This window comes from Streptomyces sp. L-9-10 (genome assembly GCF_004151105.1).
GTDB lineage: Bacteria > Actinomycetota > Actinomycetes > Streptomycetales > Streptomycetaceae > Streptomyces.
Map to the genome: position 1 here is coordinate 346,335 of NZ_PHRF01000162.1, position 14,693 is coordinate 361,027.

At 71.5% G+C, this 14,693-nt stretch carries 13 protein-coding genes and 1 riboswitch; of the genes, 10 read left to right on the forward strand and 3 right to left on the reverse strand.

What is annotated here, in order from left to right; genetic code table 11:
- Positions 1-173 precede the first annotated feature (173 nt).
- Positions 174-977, forward strand: coding sequence for an RNA polymerase sigma factor SigF (locus CU044_RS35065; RefSeq protein ID WP_240046026.1), 804 nt, complete (start codon positions 174-176; stop codon positions 975-977).
- A gap of 135 nt (positions 978-1,112) precedes the next feature.
- On the opposite strand, the gene CU044_RS35070 is transcribed toward CU044_RS35065, so the two are convergent.
- Complete coding sequence (locus tag CU044_RS35070; RefSeq protein ID WP_129772766.1) at positions 1,113-1,520, reverse strand: ATP-binding protein; 408 nt, start codon at positions 1,518-1,520, stop codon at positions 1,113-1,115.
- A 161-nt stretch (positions 1,521-1,681) separates the two neighbouring features.
- Between CU044_RS35070 and CU044_RS35075 the strand changes: the two genes are divergently transcribed.
- From CU044_RS35075 to CU044_RS35085, 3 genes are all read left to right on the forward strand, one after another.
- The gene (locus CU044_RS35075; RefSeq protein ID WP_129772767.1) at positions 1,682-2,155 is read left to right on the forward strand and encodes an Lrp/AsnC family transcriptional regulator; all 474 of its coding nucleotides are present in this window, start codon (positions 1,682-1,684) and stop codon (positions 2,153-2,155) included.
- A 214-nt stretch (positions 2,156-2,369) separates the two neighbouring features.
- Positions 2,370-3,230: a carbon-nitrogen hydrolase family protein gene (locus tag CU044_RS35080; protein WP_129772768.1), complete on the forward strand. Its 861-nt coding sequence runs from the start codon at positions 2,370-2,372 to the stop codon at positions 3,228-3,230.
- 165 nt (positions 3,231-3,395) lie between these two features.
- A complete protein-coding gene (locus tag CU044_RS35085; protein ID WP_129772769.1) occupies positions 3,396-5,117 on the forward strand; it encodes an NAD(P)/FAD-dependent oxidoreductase in 1,722 nt (573 codons plus the stop codon).
- 139 nt (positions 5,118-5,256) lie between these two features.
- On the opposite strand, the gene CU044_RS35090 is transcribed toward CU044_RS35085, so the two are convergent.
- Complete coding sequence (locus CU044_RS35090) at positions 5,257-6,186, reverse strand: LLM class F420-dependent oxidoreductase (protein ID WP_129772770.1); 930 nt, start codon at positions 6,184-6,186, stop codon at positions 5,257-5,259.
- Positions 6,187-6,509: 323 nt separating this feature from the next.
- Here CU044_RS35090 and CU044_RS35095 point away from each other — a divergent pair, with 323 nt between their 5' ends.
- Positions 6,510-7,775: an alginate lyase family protein gene (locus CU044_RS35095; protein ID WP_129772856.1), complete on the forward strand. Its 1,266-nt coding sequence runs from the start codon at positions 6,510-6,512 to the stop codon at positions 7,773-7,775.
- Positions 7,776-7,823: 48 nt separating this feature from the next.
- Here the strand turns inward: CU044_RS35095 and CU044_RS35100 are convergent, their stop codons facing one another.
- Positions 7,824-9,050 (reverse strand): MFS transporter, encoded by a 1,227-nt coding sequence (locus tag CU044_RS35100; protein ID WP_129772771.1) that lies wholly within the window; start codon positions 9,048-9,050, stop codon positions 7,824-7,826.
- 159 nt (positions 9,051-9,209) lie between these two features.
- Between CU044_RS35100 and CU044_RS35105 the strand changes: the two genes are divergently transcribed.
- The 5 genes from CU044_RS35105 to CU044_RS35125 all read left to right on the forward strand — a co-directional run bounded on the left by CU044_RS35105 (position 9,210) and on the right by CU044_RS35125 (position 14,673).
- Positions 9,210-10,421 (forward strand): ROK family transcriptional regulator, encoded by a 1,212-nt coding sequence (locus tag CU044_RS35105; RefSeq protein ID WP_129772772.1) that lies wholly within the window; start codon positions 9,210-9,212, stop codon positions 10,419-10,421.
- A gap of 170 nt (positions 10,422-10,591) precedes the next feature.
- A riboswitch (FMN riboswitch) is annotated at positions 10,592-10,722 on the forward strand.
- 182 nt (positions 10,723-10,904) lie between these two features.
- Complete coding sequence (ribD, locus tag CU044_RS35110; RefSeq protein WP_129772857.1) at positions 10,905-12,041, forward strand: bifunctional diaminohydroxyphosphoribosylaminopyrimidine deaminase/5-amino-6-(5-phosphoribosylamino)uracil reductase RibD; 1,137 nt, start codon at positions 10,905-10,907, stop codon at positions 12,039-12,041.
- Entirely contained in the window at positions 12,042-12,731 is a 690-nt protein-coding gene (locus CU044_RS35115) for a riboflavin synthase (RefSeq protein ID WP_129772773.1), read from the forward strand.
- Complete coding sequence (locus CU044_RS35120) at positions 12,728-13,378, forward strand: nicotinamide mononucleotide transporter family protein (RefSeq protein WP_129772774.1); 651 nt, start codon at positions 12,728-12,730, stop codon at positions 13,376-13,378. The genes CU044_RS35115 and CU044_RS35120 overlap by 4 nt, the downstream gene beginning before the upstream one ends.
- A complete protein-coding gene (locus CU044_RS35125) occupies positions 13,375-14,673 on the forward strand; it encodes a bifunctional 3,4-dihydroxy-2-butanone-4-phosphate synthase/GTP cyclohydrolase II (RefSeq protein WP_129772775.1) in 1,299 nt (432 codons plus the stop codon). The genes CU044_RS35120 and CU044_RS35125 overlap by 4 nt, the downstream gene beginning before the upstream one ends.
- Positions 14,674-14,693 lie beyond the last annotated feature (20 nt).

The following is a 14,693-nucleotide window of genomic DNA, read 5'->3' on the forward strand; positions in this document are numbered from 1 at the left end:
GGTATGACGACCAGATCTATTTATCCGGCATCCGGTACGCATGAGTGTGCTGGGAGCGGGTACACGCGCTGTGCACTGACCACGGAGCAGGGGAGGACAAAGTGTCCACGGTGAGCACGGTCCCGACCGAAAGCACGCAATACGGAACCCAGCAGCGCGCGGAGGCGGCGGAGCTGGAACTTCCCTACGTGGAGTGCCCGGCGGAAGTGGCGCCCAAGGACGCACGGGAAATCTCGAAGCTCTTCTTCGCCCGGCTGGTGGAGCTGGAAGAAGGCACCCACGAATTCCAGTACGTACGCAACACCCTGATCGAGCTGAATCTGGCGCTGGTCCGCTACGCGGCCACCCGGTTCCGTAACCGCGCGGACCAGATGGAGGACATCGTCCAGGTCGGCACCATCGGCCTGATCAAGGCGATCGACCGCTTCGAGCTCAGCCGTGAGGTGGAGTTCGCGACCTTCGCCGTGCCGTACATCGTCGGCGAGATCAAGCGGTTCTTCCGTGACACCAGTTGGGCCGTGCACGTGCCGCGCCGCCTCCAGGAGCTGCGCATCGATCTGGCCAAGGCGACGGACGAGCTGTCCCAGCGGCTCGACCGCGCGCCCACCACCCCCGAACTGGCCGAGCATCTCGGCCTGGACGAGGAAGAGGTCATCGAGGGCGTCGTCGCGAGCAACGGCTATACGGCCGGTTCGATCGACATGCCGACGGACGACGCGTCGGGCTCCCCGGCTCCGCTCTCGGACCGGATCGGCGCACCCGACGCCGGGATGGAGACGGCCGAGAACGTCCAGGCGCTCAAGCCGCTCATCGAGGAGCTCGACGAGCGGGAGCGGCGCATCCTGCGCATGCGCTTCGGCGACGAGATGACCCAGTCGGAGATCGGCGCCGAACTGGGCGTCTCCCAGATGCATGTGTCCCGGCTGCTGTCGCGGATCACCGGGCGGCTGAGGGCGGGGCTGCTGGCGGTGGAGTGAGTCGGTCGCGCGTAGACGACATACGAGGGGGCGCTCCGCGGCTGGGGAGCGCCCCCTCGTACGTCCGCCGCCGTTTCGTACGTCCGCCGCCGTCGGCACCCTCGTACGTCCGCCGCTGTCGGCTGTCGTGCCCGGTCAGACCGGGGTGGGGGCGGGTGCGGAGACCTCCGGCCGCCGCCAGACCGCCTGGACACGCTTGCCGCCCGGCAGCGGCCGGACCTCGACATGGCCCGCGAGCCTCAGCACCATGTGCCAGCCGAACCCGCCGCCCCCGGAGAAGTCGGGCGCGCGGGCGACCGGCGGCTCAGGACTGGAGTCGTCCATCTCCACCGTCAACGTCTCGCCCTCCGCGGTGAGATGGAGCCGCCACCACCCCGGGGTGTGCCGGACGGCGTTCGTGACGAGTTCCGAGACGACGAGCAGCACCGCGTCCGGATCGGCCCACGGACAGTGCTGCTGGAGGAATGCGGCGGCGGCCCCGCGGGCCGCCGCGCTGTCCCGGTACGGCGAGTCCACGACCACCACATGCGGCTCGTTGCTCATCACTGCCTCGTCTACCCCGTTGTCGGTCTTTCACCGGCATCGGCCTCATTGTGATCCCGGCCCGGCGGCCGCACATCACCGGGTCCCCGCGGACCGTGTTCTACTTCGGTGACGGCCCTCCGCCGCACCTCCGGCCACCGCAGAGAAGTGAACCACCAGCCGTGCGACTCAACGATCTCGACGAACGCATCGTCCATGCCCTCGCCGCGGACGCCCGCCGCTCCTACGCCGATATCGGCTCCCTCGTCGGCCTGTCCGCGCCCGCGGTGAAGCGGCGCGTCGACCGGCTGCGCGCCGAGGGCGCGATCACCGGCTTCACCGTGCGGGTGGACCCCGCGGCGCTCGGCTGGGAGACCGAGGGGTTCATCGAGATCTACTGCCGTCGCAAGACCTCGCCCGAAGCCATTCAACGGGGCCTGGAACGGCTCCCGGAGGTGGTGTCCGCCTCCACCGTCACCGGAGAGGCGGACGCGATCGTGCAGGTCTTCGCCGCCGACATGCGCCACTTCGAGCAGGTGCTCGAACGCATCGCGGGCGAGCCCTATGTGGAGCGTACGAAGTCCGTGCTCGTGCTGTCCCCGCTGCTGAGGCGCTACTCGGGACTCGAACAGACCGGGAGCGGCGCCCACCGCTGAGCGCGACGGATCAAGTGTGACGAATCAAGTGTGACGAATCGAGCGTGACGAATCGAGTGCGACGGATCGAGCGCAACGAATCGCCGAGAGCGCCACGGCACACGCAATGGATCGATGGTCGGCGCGCAACGGTCGCGTCTTGTCCGCGGCATCGGCCGGACCGTAGCGTCAATGACGTCACCCCCGCGCCCCTTCGCACCGCCCGAGGTCAGCCATGCCGCCGCTGCGCACCGCCCTGCTCCAGAGCTCCGGCCGACCCGGTTCGGTCGCCGGGAACCTCAAGGTGCTCGACGAGGCGGCGGCCCGTGCCGCCGCCGCGGGCGCCGGGCTGCTGGTCTGTCCCGAGATGTTCCTGACCGGCTACGCGCTCGGCGACCAGGTGCCCCGGCTGGCGGAGCCCGCGGACGGCCCGGGGGCCGTGGCCGTCGCCGAGATCGCCCTACGCCATGGACTCGCGGTGCTGTACGGCTACCCCGAACGCGACGGGGAGCACGGCGGCGAGCACGGTGGCGAGCGGGACGGCGAGCGCGACCGTGAGCGGATCTACAACGCCGCGCAGCTGATCGGCCCCGATGGCACGCGGCTCGCCAACTACCGCAAGACCCATCTCTTCGGTGGCTACGAGCGCGCGTGGTTCACCCCGGGGGAGCGGCCCGTCGTCCAGGCCGAGCTGGCCGGGCTGCGGATCGGGATCATGATCTGTTACGACGTCGAGTTCCCCGAGAACGTACGGTCGCACGCCCTGGCCGGTACCGATCTGCTGCTGGTGCCCACCGCCCTGATGCATCCGTTCCCGTTCGTCGCCGAATACGTCGTGCCGGTCCGGGCCTTCGAGAACCAGATGTATGTGGCGTATGCGAACAGGACGGGCCAGGAGGGCGAGTTCGAGTTCGTCGGGCTGAGCTGTCTCGCCGGCCCCGACGGGACTGTCCGGGCGCGCGCGGGGCGGAGCGAGGAACTGGTGCTCGGAGAGGCGGACGGCGAGCTGCTGACCGCCTCCCGCGCGGCCAATCCGTATCTGAGGGACCGCCATCCCGGGCTGTACACCTCGCTCGTCCGGGCCGACCACTACTGACGACCACTGCTGACGACCGCCGCTGAGTCGCCCCCACCGAGCCAGCCCCCACCGAGCCAGCCCCCACCGAGCCAAGCCGCGCCGACCCGCGCCGCGCCGCTCCCGCCCGCCCTCGTACCGGCCGTACCCGCCGCACCAGCCGTACCCGCAAGGAGTCCGTACCCCATGACGTCCACGGTGCCCACCGCCGTCCAGCCCACCGACGCGCAGCCCGCCGCCGTACAGCCGCCGATCACCATGGTCGGACCGGACTTCCCCTACGCGTACGACGACTACCTGGCGCACCCCGCCGGGCTCGGCCAGATACCCGCGACCGAGCACGGTGCCGAGGTCGCCGTCATCGGCGGCGGGCTCTCCGGCCTCGTCGCCGCGTACGAGCTGATGAAGATGGGCCTCAAGCCCGTCGTGTACGAGGCCGACCGGATCGGCGGGCGGCTGCGTACGGTCGGCTTCGAGGGCTGCGACCCGGAACTGACCGCCGAGATGGGCGCGATGCGCTTCCCGCCCTCCTCCACCGCGCTGCGGCACTACATCGATCTGATGGGCCTGGAGACCCGGCCGTTCCCCAATCCGCTGGCGCCGGGCACCCCGTCGACCGTGGTCGATCTCAAGGGCGAGTCCCACTACGCGAAGACCGTGGACGATCTGCCGCCGGTCTACCGCGAGGTGATGGAGGCCTGGACCACCTGTCTGGAGGAGGGCGCGGACTTCTCCGACATGAACCGCGCCCTGCGCGAGCGCGATGTGCCGCGGATCCGGGAGATCTGGGCGCGGCTGGTCGAGAAGCTCGACGATCAGACCTTCTACGGGTTCCTCTGCGACTCTCCGGCCTTCAAGTCCTTCCGCCACCGGGAGATCTTCGGCCAGGTCGGCTTCGGCACCGGCGGCTGGGACACCGACTTCCCCAACTCCATCCTGGAGATCCTGCGGGTCGTCTACACCGAGGCCGACGACCACCACCACTCCATCGTCGGCGGCAGCCAGCGGTTGCCGCTGCGGCTGTGGGAGGACGAGCCACGGAAGATCACGTACTGGCCGGCCGGGACCTCGCTGTCGTCCCTGCACGAGGGCGCGCCGCTGCCGGCCGTGACCCGGCTGCACCGCACCTCGGGCAACCGGATCACCGTCACGGACGCCTCCGGCCGGATCCGTACCTACCGCGCCGCCGTCTTCACCGCGCAGTCCTGGCTGCTGCTCTCCAAGATCGCCTGTGACGACTCGCTCTTCCCGATCGACCACTGGACGGCGATGGAGCGCACCCACTACATGGAGTCGTCCAAGCTGTTCGTGCCGGTCGACCGGCCGTTCTGGCTGGATCCGGCCGTGGACGACCGGGGCGTGCCGACCGGGCGCGACACGATGTCCATGACGCTCACCGACCGGATGACCAGGGGCACGTATCTGCTGGACAACGGCCCCGACCGGCCCGCCGTCATCTGCCTCTCGTACACCTGGTGCGACGACAGTCTCAAGTGGCTGCCGCTCTCCGCCGAGGAGCGGATGGAGGTCATGCTGAACTCGCTGCGCGAGATCTATCCCAAGGTGGACATCCGCAAGCACCTCATCGGCAGCCCCGTGACCGTCTCCTGGGAGAACGAGCCGTACTTCATGGGCGCGTTCAAGGCCAATCTGCCGGGGCACTACCGCTATCAGCGACGGCTGTTCACCCACTTCATGCAGGACCGGCTGCCCGCCGACAAGCGGGGGATCTTCCTGGCGGGCGACGACATCTCGTGGACCGCGGGCTGGGCGGAGGGCGCCGTCCAGACCGCGCTCAACGCGGTGTGGGGCGTGATGAACCACTTCGGGGGTGCCACGGACGCCACGAACCCGGGGCCCGGTGATCTGTACGACGAACTGGCACCGGTCGAGCTGCCCGAGGACTGACGGTGACGTGGCCCGCTCCGGGAGGGGGGAGCGGGCCACGTCGCCGTCGCCGTCGCAGTCACCGTTGCCGCCGGACGCCGGGCGCGCACGTCTGCGCCGTCCGCGTCGGGGTCTTCGTCAGACGCTCGCGGCGGGTCCGTCAGACGCCCGCGGCGCGCGCCTCCGCGTACACCTCGGCCGCCACGTCGGCCAGCTCAGCCGCGTCACGCGTCGTGCTCTGGAGGTCCAGCATGATCTCCGGAACCCCCGACTCCGCGTGTGCCGCCAGGTCCTCGACGATCTGCGCCACACTGCCCTGGAAGGGCTGCCGGCCCTCACCCTCGAACGGCTTGGCGCTGTAGGAGGCGTTGGCACGGGCACAGGCGTCGAGCGGACGCTCCCTGCCACGCTCGGCGGCCAGCTCCCGCACCTGCCGCCACTGCTCGGTCAGCTGCGCAGCGCCCATGGCCACGGGCACCCAGCCGTCCGCCCGGTCCACCAGCCGCCGGGTGGCGCGCGGGCTGTTCGCGGGCAGAAAGACCGGGATGGGACGGACCGGCTTGGGGCCGACCTCGGACGGCGCGATGGTGGTCAGCTCGCCCTCGTACGAGACCGGGTCCGGGCCCCAGACGGCCGCGCAGACGTCGAGCACCTCGTCCAGGACCGCGCCGCGCTTCTCGAACGGGGCGACGGAGGAGGCGGCGTACTCATCGAGCGACCAGCCCGTGCCGAGGCCGGCGATCACCCGGCCGCCGCTCGCGACATCGAGCGAGGCCAGCGAACGGGCCAGCTGGAACGGTACGTGCAGGGGCGCGACCAGGACGCTCGTGCCGAGCCGGGCCCGCTCGGTGGCGGCGGCGGCCAGCGTGAGGGTGATCAGCGGGTCGGCGACGCTCCGGTACTGGTCGGGCCAGGGCAGCCCCGGTACGCCGTACAGCCCCTGGGTGGCGGGCTCGGGGAAGAGGACGCGTTCGAAGACCCAGAGACTCTCGTATCCGGCCTCCTCCGCGGCCCGCGCCACGGCGGGCACATCGCGGCCGAGGCTGTACTGCTTCATCTGCGGAAGACCGAGCCCGAGTCTGACCGGCATGTGTGCACTCCTTCGTGCGGACGGTGGAACAGGACAACTACCGTAAGGCACTGCCTTGTTGAGCGCTCAACCTTTGGACCTCCCTACGGTACGGTTCCGGCCGCCCGGGGCGGTGCGCGGCGCGCCGTCGGGCGGGGGAGTGGGGCCTGCTCGGTATCCGGCGCCGGTCGTCTCCATTTATGAATCGTGCGCAGATCATTGTCAGCGATACCGGTCGCCTCTACGCTCGCACGGCCTCGTTCGTGAATGTCGTTCATGTACATGATTGGAGTGTCCAAGTGAGCGGATCCATCCGACGGCGTCCGGCCGTCATGCTCGCCGTCATGTCCACCGTCGCCGCCGTACTCGTCCCGGCAGTGGCCTTCGCCGCGTCCCCCCTCGCGTCCCAGCCCTCCGGCCGACACCACGCGGATCCCGTGGCCCCGGGGACCGTGGTGATCGACGGCAAGCGGATGCGGCAGGCCCGTATCGCCCTCGACCGCGGTGATCCCGCCCTCCGGGAGGCGGTCAGGTCCCTGACCGCGCAAGCGGACTCATGGCTGGGCCAGGGCCCCTGGACCGTCACCGACAAGCCGAGGCCCGCCCCCAGCGGTGACCCGCACGACTACCTCAGCCAGGCTCCGTACTGGTGGCCGTCCCAGCCGAAGACCGACGCCAACCCCTGGGGCTGCCCGTACGTCCAGCGCGACGGCGAGCGGAACCCCGAGGTCGACACCGGCACCGACCGCCCCGACATCGGCAAGGTCTTCAACTCCACCACCACGCTCAGCCTGGCCTGGTACTACACGGGCGAGAAGCGGTACGCGGAGCACGCGGCGCGGATTCTGCGCACCTGGTTCATCGACCCCGCGACCCGGATGAACCCGAACCTCAACCACGGGCAGTTCATCCCCTGCAAGTACGACGGCCGTGCCATCGGCATCATCGACTTCTCCCAGCAGTACACCAGCGTTCTCGACGCCCTCGCGATCCTCGGCACCGGAGCCCCGGGGTGGACCAGCGGCGACCGCGCGGGGATGCGCACCTGGAACAAGGAGTTCCTGGACTGGCTGGTCAACTCGCCCTTCGGCAAGGAGGAGTCGGCCGCCAAGAACAACCACGGCACGTTCATGGACATGCAGGTCGCCGGTCTCGCGCTCGCCACCGGCGACCGGGGGCTCGCACGGAAGACCGTCCTCGATGCCCGTAAGAAGCGCATCGACCCGCAGATCGCGGGCGACGGCAGCCAGCCCCAGGAACTGACCCGTACGCGCAGCTGGCACTACTCGACGTTCGATCTGGTCGCCTACACGCGCCTCGCGGCCATCGGGGAAAAGGTCGGCGTCGACCTCTGGGCGTACGAAGGGCCGCAGGGGCAGAGCCTGTTCAAGGCCGTCGAGTATCTGCTGCCGGCCGCGACCGGCGCCGCCCCCTGGCCGCACCCCGAGCTGGAGTTCAAGCGCTTCGCGGCGAGCGACATCGTCCACGCGGCGGCCGACGCGGGAAGCCGCGAGGCCCGCGCCGCGGTTCCCCGCCTGGAGACTCCGCCCGGGGGTGACCTCTGGACACTGCGGCCCGCCGCGGAACAGCTGGACTCCATAGCGGGCTGAGGCGGAAGGACCCGGGCACCCGTGCGGAGGGGTACCCGGGACCGGGGCCTACGTCTCCGGGGCCGGGGCCGGCGCGGGCTTGGTGGTGGGGTCGGCGGCGGTCGCCACGGTGCGGCGGTCGCCCGTGCGGAGCACACCCGCGCCCACCATCAGCCCGCAGGCGAGCAGCGTCACCAGGCCGAACGAGACCACGAGCGAGGTCGCGTCCGCGACCGCGCCGATCGCCGAGGGCGCGATCAGGCCCGAGGTGTAGGTGATGGTGGCGACACCCGCGATGGCCTGGCTCGGGTTGGGCCCCGCGCGGCCCGCCGCCGCGAAGGCGAGCGGTACGACCACGGCCACGCCGAGCCCGAGGAACGCGAACCCGGCCATGGCGACCAGCGGTTGCGGTGCGACGACCACCAGGAAGCCGCCCGCCACGGCCAGCGCGCCGCCCGTCCGTACGGTCCGTACCGCGCCGAACCGGTCGATCACCCGGTCGCCCGCGAGCCGCGCCACCGCCATGGTGAGCGCGAACGCCGTGGTCGACGCCGCCGCGACGCCCGGCGAGGTGTCCAGCACGTCCCGGAGGTAGACCGCCGACCAGTCGAGGCTCGCGCCCTCCGCGAAGACCGCGCAGAACCCGATCGCGCCGATCAGCAGCGCGGACCTGGGCGGCAGCGCGAACCGCGGCGGCGGGTCCTCCTCGGGCGCGCTGCGCAGGTCGAGGACGGCCTGGCAGGCCAGCAGGCCCAGCACCGTGAGCACGGCGGCGGCGAGCAGATGATGCAGTCGGGCGTCACTGCCCAGATGGGCCGCGAGGGTGCCGGCGGCGGAGCCGATCAGCGCACCCGTGCTCCACATACCGTGCAGACTCGACATGATCGACTTGTCGAGCCGGTTCTCGACCTCCACCCCGAGGGCGTTCATCACCACGTCCGACAGGCCCGAGGCGGCGCCGTACACGAACAGGGCCGCGCACAGCGTGAGGAGATTCGGCGCCAGGGACGGCAGGGTCAGCGCGAGCGTCCAGAGGGCGAGCAGGACGCGCAGCGCGTTGCGCGAGCCGAAGCGGTGGCTGATCCCGCTCGCCAGCGGCATCGCGACGGACGCGCCGATCGCGGGGAAGGCGAGCGCGAGCCCGAGCTGTCCCGCGCTGATCCCGGCGTGGTCCTGGATCCACGGGATACGGGTCGCGAAGCTGCCGGTGACGGCTCCGTGTACGCAGAAGACGGCGGCGACCGCGAACCTGGCCCGCCGCAACCCCTGTTTGTCGTGGACCACTTCAGCCGACATGAGTGCCTGTTCCTCCCCCTGTGAGGTGCCCGTACCCGACGCACCCGGTGGCGCACCGTCGTCGGTGCCGGAGTAAATTATCAGGAACCCTGCCTGATAAATAGGCCTTAATGAGCTGGGCGCGCGTGGGCCGCCCCGGCGATCTGGAAGGATTCCGGCATGGCCGCCTCCCCGAGCACCGCCAGAGCCATCAACGACCGGCTCGCCCTGCGACTGCTCCAGCAGGAAGGCCCGTTGACGGCGGCACAGCTGAAGACGCTGACCGGGCTCTCCCGGCCCACCGTCGCCGATCTGGTGGAGCGGCTCCAGGAGTCCGGACTGGTCAGGGTGGTCGGTGAGACGGGCGACCGGCGCCGCGGCCCGAACGCGCGGCTGTACGGGATCGTCGCGGACCGTGCCCATCTCGCGGCCCTCGACGTACGCACCCACAGCGTCTCCGTCGTGGTCGCCGATCTGCTCGGCGAGACCCTCGCCGAGGCGGTCCTGCCCATCGGCAGCGACACCGCCACGGAAGCCGCCGTCGAGCGCGCCGTGGCCCTGCTGGAGCGTACGGCCGGGAAGGCGGGCCCCGTACCCCTGCACAGCGTGGGCATCGGCGCCCCGGGCCTGGTCGACCCGGTCACCGGCGAACTCCGTGACTCCAGCGGACTGCCCGCCTGGCACCGCAGGCTCGTCGCCGTCCTCCAGGAACGGCTGCCCGCCACCGTTCTGGTCGAGAACGAGACCAATCTCGCCGCGCTCGCGGAGCAGCGCCTCGGCGCGGCCCGTGGCCAGGACACCTTCGTCCTGCTCTGGCTCGGCCACGGGGTGGGCGCGGCCGTCGTGCTCGACGGCAAGCTCCGCAGGGGCGCCTCCGGGGGAGCGGGCGAGATCGGCTTCCTGCCCGTGCCCGGCACCTCGCGGCTGCCCTCGGCGATCGCCTGTGACGGCGGTTTCCACACCCTGGCGGGCTCGGCGGGTGTCGCCGAGCTGGCCGCGCGGTACGGCATCACGGCCGTCCCCGCGCCACAGGAACCGCCCTCCGCCGCGCTCGTACGCACAGCGGTGGGAGCCGCCGGAGACGCCCCGGGGGAGGAGGCGCGGTCCGCGGCGGCGTTTCTCGACGACCTCGCCGAACGGCTCGCCCTCGGTGCGGCGGCGGTCAGCGCCGTACTCGACCCCGGCCGGATCGTGCTGGCCGGCGAGGCGGGCCACGCGGGCGGCGAGGCGCTGGCGGCCCGGGTGGAGGACCGGCTGGCCGCGATGACACCGCTGCGTACGGAGGTCAGAGCCGGGGCGCTCGGCGGCGCGGGCGTGCTGCGCGGCGCCCTGCTGACGGCGCGGGACGCGGCGCAGGACGAACTGTTCGCCCCCCAGCCCGTGAACGGCTGAGATTCGCCCCCCCAGTACGTGAACGGCCGTGGTTCGATCCGCCGCGACGGCCGGCGCGGCCTGCCACGGCCGCGGCCCGCGCGTCTCACGGACCGGACCTGTGAGTCAGCCCACAACCCTCCCCCGACTGGCCCACGATCAGCCGTGGCACACTGGTCGGGTACCAGAAGCAGCGCACTCCGGGGTCGGTGCAATTCCGAACCGGCGGTTATAGTCCGCGACCCGTCCGCATCCAGCGGCCGGTTGACCAGGTGAGATTCCTGGACCGACGGTGAAAGTCCGGATGGGAGGCAGTGCGCGGCGGGCCCTCACAGGTACGCCGCCGTCGGCGGTTCGTCCTCGGACGAGCCGGATCTTCGGCCTCGGCGTCCCCCTGTGCGTTCCCGCTTCTCTGTCGTCATCGACAGGCCCCGGAGTCCGTGCCCGAAGAGGCAGGAGGACCCGGTGGCCACGGAAACCGACGTCGTGGGCGACGCCGACGCCATGCGTCGCGCCATCGCGCTCGCCGCACGTGGACTCGGTTCCACCAGCCCCAATCCCGTCGTCGGATGCGTGATCCTCGACGCCTCGGGACGCCTCGCCGGCGAGGGATTCCACCGGCGCGCGGGCGGCCCGCACGCCGAGATCCACGCGCTGCGCGCGGCCGGTGAACGGGCCCGCGGCGGCATGGCGTACGTCACCCTCGAACCCTGCGCCCACACCGGCCGTACCGGACCCTGCGCCCAGGCGCTCATCGACGCCGGTGTCGCCCGGGTCAGCTACGCCGTCGCCGACCCGAACCCGCAGGCGGCGGGCGGCGCCGACACCCTGCGCGCGGCCGGACTCACCGTCACCCGCGGGCTCCTCGGCGAGGAGGCCGAGGCGGGCAACGCGGCCTGGCTCACCTCCGTACGCCACGGCCGTCCCCACGTCCTGTGGAAGTACGCGGCCACGCTCGACGGCCGGATCGCCGCCGCCGACTCCACCAGCCGCTGGATCACCTCCGCCGAGGCGCGCGCGGATGTCCACCGGCTGCGCGCCGAGGCCGACGCGGTCGTGGTCGGCTCGGGCACCGCGCGCGCCGACGATCCGCATCTCGCCGTACGCGGCATCGAGGGCGCCGTCCAGCCGCTGCGGGTCGTCGTCGACACCGAAGCGACCGCCGTGAAGCCCGGCGCCCGGGTACTCGACGGCGCGGCGCCCACCCTGATCGCGATCGCCGAGGACGCCGACGCGGGGCAACTGCCCGAGGTCGTACGGCTGCCGCGGGCCGGACGCGGTCTGGACATCCCCGCCCTGCTGGCCGCCCTGCACGAGCGCGGCGTCCGCTCCGTACTCCTCGAAGGCGGCCCGGCCCTGGCCGGCTCCTTCGTCGCCGCGGGAGCCGTCGACAAGGTCGTCGGCTATCTCGCCCCCGTGCTGCTCGGCGCGGGCCGTACGGCACTCGGCGACGCCGGAATCAGCACCATCGGCGAGGCGTTGCGACTCCGGATGACGGAGACCGTACGGATCGGACCCGACCTGCGGATCACCGCGGTCCCCGAGCCCGGACACGTCCCCGGACCCGGACCTGGACCCGGCCCCGGACAGGCGCTCGCACCCGCGCCCGCCATGAATGTCCCCACCACGAAGGAGCGTTGAGTGTTCACCGGAATCGTCGAAGAACTGGGTGAGGTCACCGCCATCGAGAACCTCGGTGACTCCTCACGCTTCCGCCTCCGCGGACCCGTCGTCACCGAGAACGCCAAGCACGGCGACTCGATCGCCGTCAACGGTGTCTGTCTCACGGTCGTGGACTTCGAGGACGGTGAGTTCACCGCCGATGTGATGGCCGAAACGCTGAACCGCTCCAGCCTCGGCGCGCTGGCGACCGGCTCCCGGGTCAACCTGGAGCGGCCCGTGGCCGTCGGCGGCCGGCTCGGCGGGCATATCGTCCAGGGCCATGTGGACGGCACCGGCACCGTCGTCGAGCGCACCCCGTCCGAACACTGGGAACTGGTCAGGATCGCGCTCCCCGCCGGCCTGTCGCGCTATGTCGTCGAGAAGGGCTCGATCACCGTCGACGGCGTCAGCCTCACGGTCGTCGACGCCGGGCCCGACTACTTCACCATCAGCCTCATCCCCACCACGCTCGCCCTGACCACGCTCGGTATCAAGGGACCCGGCGACCCGGTCAACCTCGAAGTCGACGTCCTCGCGAAATACGTCGAGCGGCTGCTCGGCAGCGGCACGGGGCGAACCGAGGGGACCGGCACGGCACCGACCGGGGAGACCGGCACGGCACCGACCGGGGAGACCGGCACGGCACAGACCGAGGAGTCGGCCCGGTGATCGCTCTGACCTGGCTGAACGGCGAGGCCTTCACGGCCTTCGGCCAGCACATCCTGTGGTCCGACATGATCGGCAACACCATCGGTCTGGCCGCACTCGCGCTCGGCTGGCGGCGCTCGATCTGGACCTGGCCCGCCCAGTTCCTCTCCGGCGTCATCCTCGTCGGCGCCTATGCCTCCGCCCACCTCAGCGGCGGTGTCGGCAAGCAACTGCTGGTCATCGGTGTGGCGTTGTGGGGCTGGCGGCAGTGGCAGCGCGGCAGGCGGCAGGCGCAGGACGGCTCGATCGCCGTACGGTTCGCCACCTGGCGCGAGCGCGGGGTGCTGCTCGGCGGTACGGCGCTGGGCACCCTGGCCGTCGGCGGCCTCTTCGCCGCCGTCCCCGATCTGTCCTGGAACCCCTGGCCCGACGCGTACATCTTCGTCGGCACGCTCGCCGCGATGGTCGCCCAGGCCCGTGGATTGGTTGAGTTCTGGTTCGCCTGGCTGCTCGTGGACATCGTCGGCGTACCGCTCGCCTTCAGCAGCGGACTCGCCTTCTCCGGCCTCGTGTACGTCATCTACCTCGCCCTCGTCCTCTGGGGGATGCGCGACTGGTGGCTCCGTTCCCGCGCGACCGCCCCGGCTCTGGAAGGAGCAGCAGCATGACCGCACTGCCGACCCAGCCCACCTGGTACTCCACCGACAATGTCGAGGACCTCTCGCTCGACCCCGTGGAGCAGGCCATACGGGAGATCGCCGCCGGCCGCCCGGTCGTGGTGGTCGACGACGAGGACCGCGAGAACGAGGGCGATCTCGTCATCGCGGCCGAGATGGCCACCCCCGAGATCATCGCCTTCATGATGAGCGAGTGCCGCGGACTGATCTGCGCCCCCATGGAGGGCGCGGAGCTGGACCGGCTCGAACTCCCGCAGATGGTCGGCCACAACACCGAATCGATGCGTACGGCCTTCACCGTCTCCGTCGACGCGTCGGCCGCCCATGGCGTCACCACCGGTATCTCCGCCGCCGACCGGGCCACCACCCTCCGGCTGCTCGCCGCGGGAGACGCGGAGCCCGGCGACTTCGTCAGGCCCGGCCATGTCTTCCCGCTGCGCGCCAAGACCGGCGGTGTGCTCGTACGCAACGGTCACACCGAGGCGGCCGTCGATCTGGCGCGCCTCGCGGGGCTGCGTCCCGCCGGGGCGATCGTGGAGATCGCCGGCGAGGACGGGGTGATGCTGCGGCTGCCCGAGCTGATCCCGTTCGCCCGCAAGCACGGCCTCACGATCATCTCCATCGAGGACCTGATCGCGCACCGCCGTACCTCGGAGCCCACGGTCCGCCGCGAGGCGGAGGTGCGCCTGCCCACCGCCTACGGCGAGTTCACCGCGTACGGCTACCGCTCCACGGTCGATGGCGTCGAGCATGTCGCGCTCGTCCACGGCGACATCGGTGACGGCGAGGACCTGCTCGTACGGGTCCACTCCGAATGCCTCACCGGCGACATCTTCGGCTCGCTGCGCTGCGACTGCGGCCCCCAGCTCCAGGCGTCCATGGAGCGGATCACCAAGGAGGGCCGCGGAGTCGTCGTCTATCTGCGCGGCCACGAGGGCCGGGGCATCGGACTGCTGTCCAAGCTGCGCGCGTACGAGCTCCAGGAGCGCGGCCACGACACGCTGGACGCCAACCTCGAACTCGGCCTGCCCGCCGACGCCCGCGACTACGCGGCGGGGGCGCGGATCCTCGACGACCTCGGGGTCCGCGGGCTGCGGCTGATGACCAACAACCCCGACAAGACGACGGCGCTCGTCCGGCACGGGCTGCGGGTCACCGGACGCGAGCCGATGCCCGTCCAGGCGGGGGAGCACAACCTCCGCTATCTGCGCACCAAGCGCGACCGGATGGGACACGACCTGCCGTGGCTGGACGCGTCCACCGCGTCCACCTGCGACAACCAGTAACCAGAACATTCAGAAGACCA

Coding starts and splice junctions, on each gene's coding strand:
- CU044_RS35070 (WP_129772766.1), bottom strand. CDS start 1,520: ATGAGCAACGAGCCGCATGTGGTGGTCGTGGACTCGCCGTACCGGGAC.
- CU044_RS35080 (WP_129772768.1), top strand. CDS start 2,370: ATGCCGCCGCTGCGCACCGCCCTGCTCCAGAGCTCCGGCCGACCCGGT.
- CU044_RS35085 (WP_129772769.1), top strand. CDS start 3,396: ATGACGTCCACGGTGCCCACCGCCGTCCAGCCCACCGACGCGCAGCCC.
- CU044_RS35090 (WP_129772770.1), bottom strand. CDS start 6,186: ATGCCGGTCAGACTCGGGCTCGGTCTTCCGCAGATGAAGCAGTACAGC.
- CU044_RS35095 (WP_129772856.1), top strand. CDS start 6,510: ATGTCCACCGTCGCCGCCGTACTCGTCCCGGCAGTGGCCTTCGCCGCG.
- CU044_RS35100 (WP_129772771.1), bottom strand. CDS start 9,050: ATGTCGGCTGAAGTGGTCCACGACAAACAGGGGTTGCGGCGGGCCAGG.
- CU044_RS35105 (WP_129772772.1), top strand. CDS start 9,210: ATGGCCGCCTCCCCGAGCACCGCCAGAGCCATCAACGACCGGCTCGCC.
- ribD (WP_129772857.1), top strand. CDS start 10,905: ATGCGTCGCGCCATCGCGCTCGCCGCACGTGGACTCGGTTCCACCAGC.
- CU044_RS35125 (WP_129772775.1), top strand. CDS start 13,375: ATGACCGCACTGCCGACCCAGCCCACCTGGTACTCCACCGACAATGTC.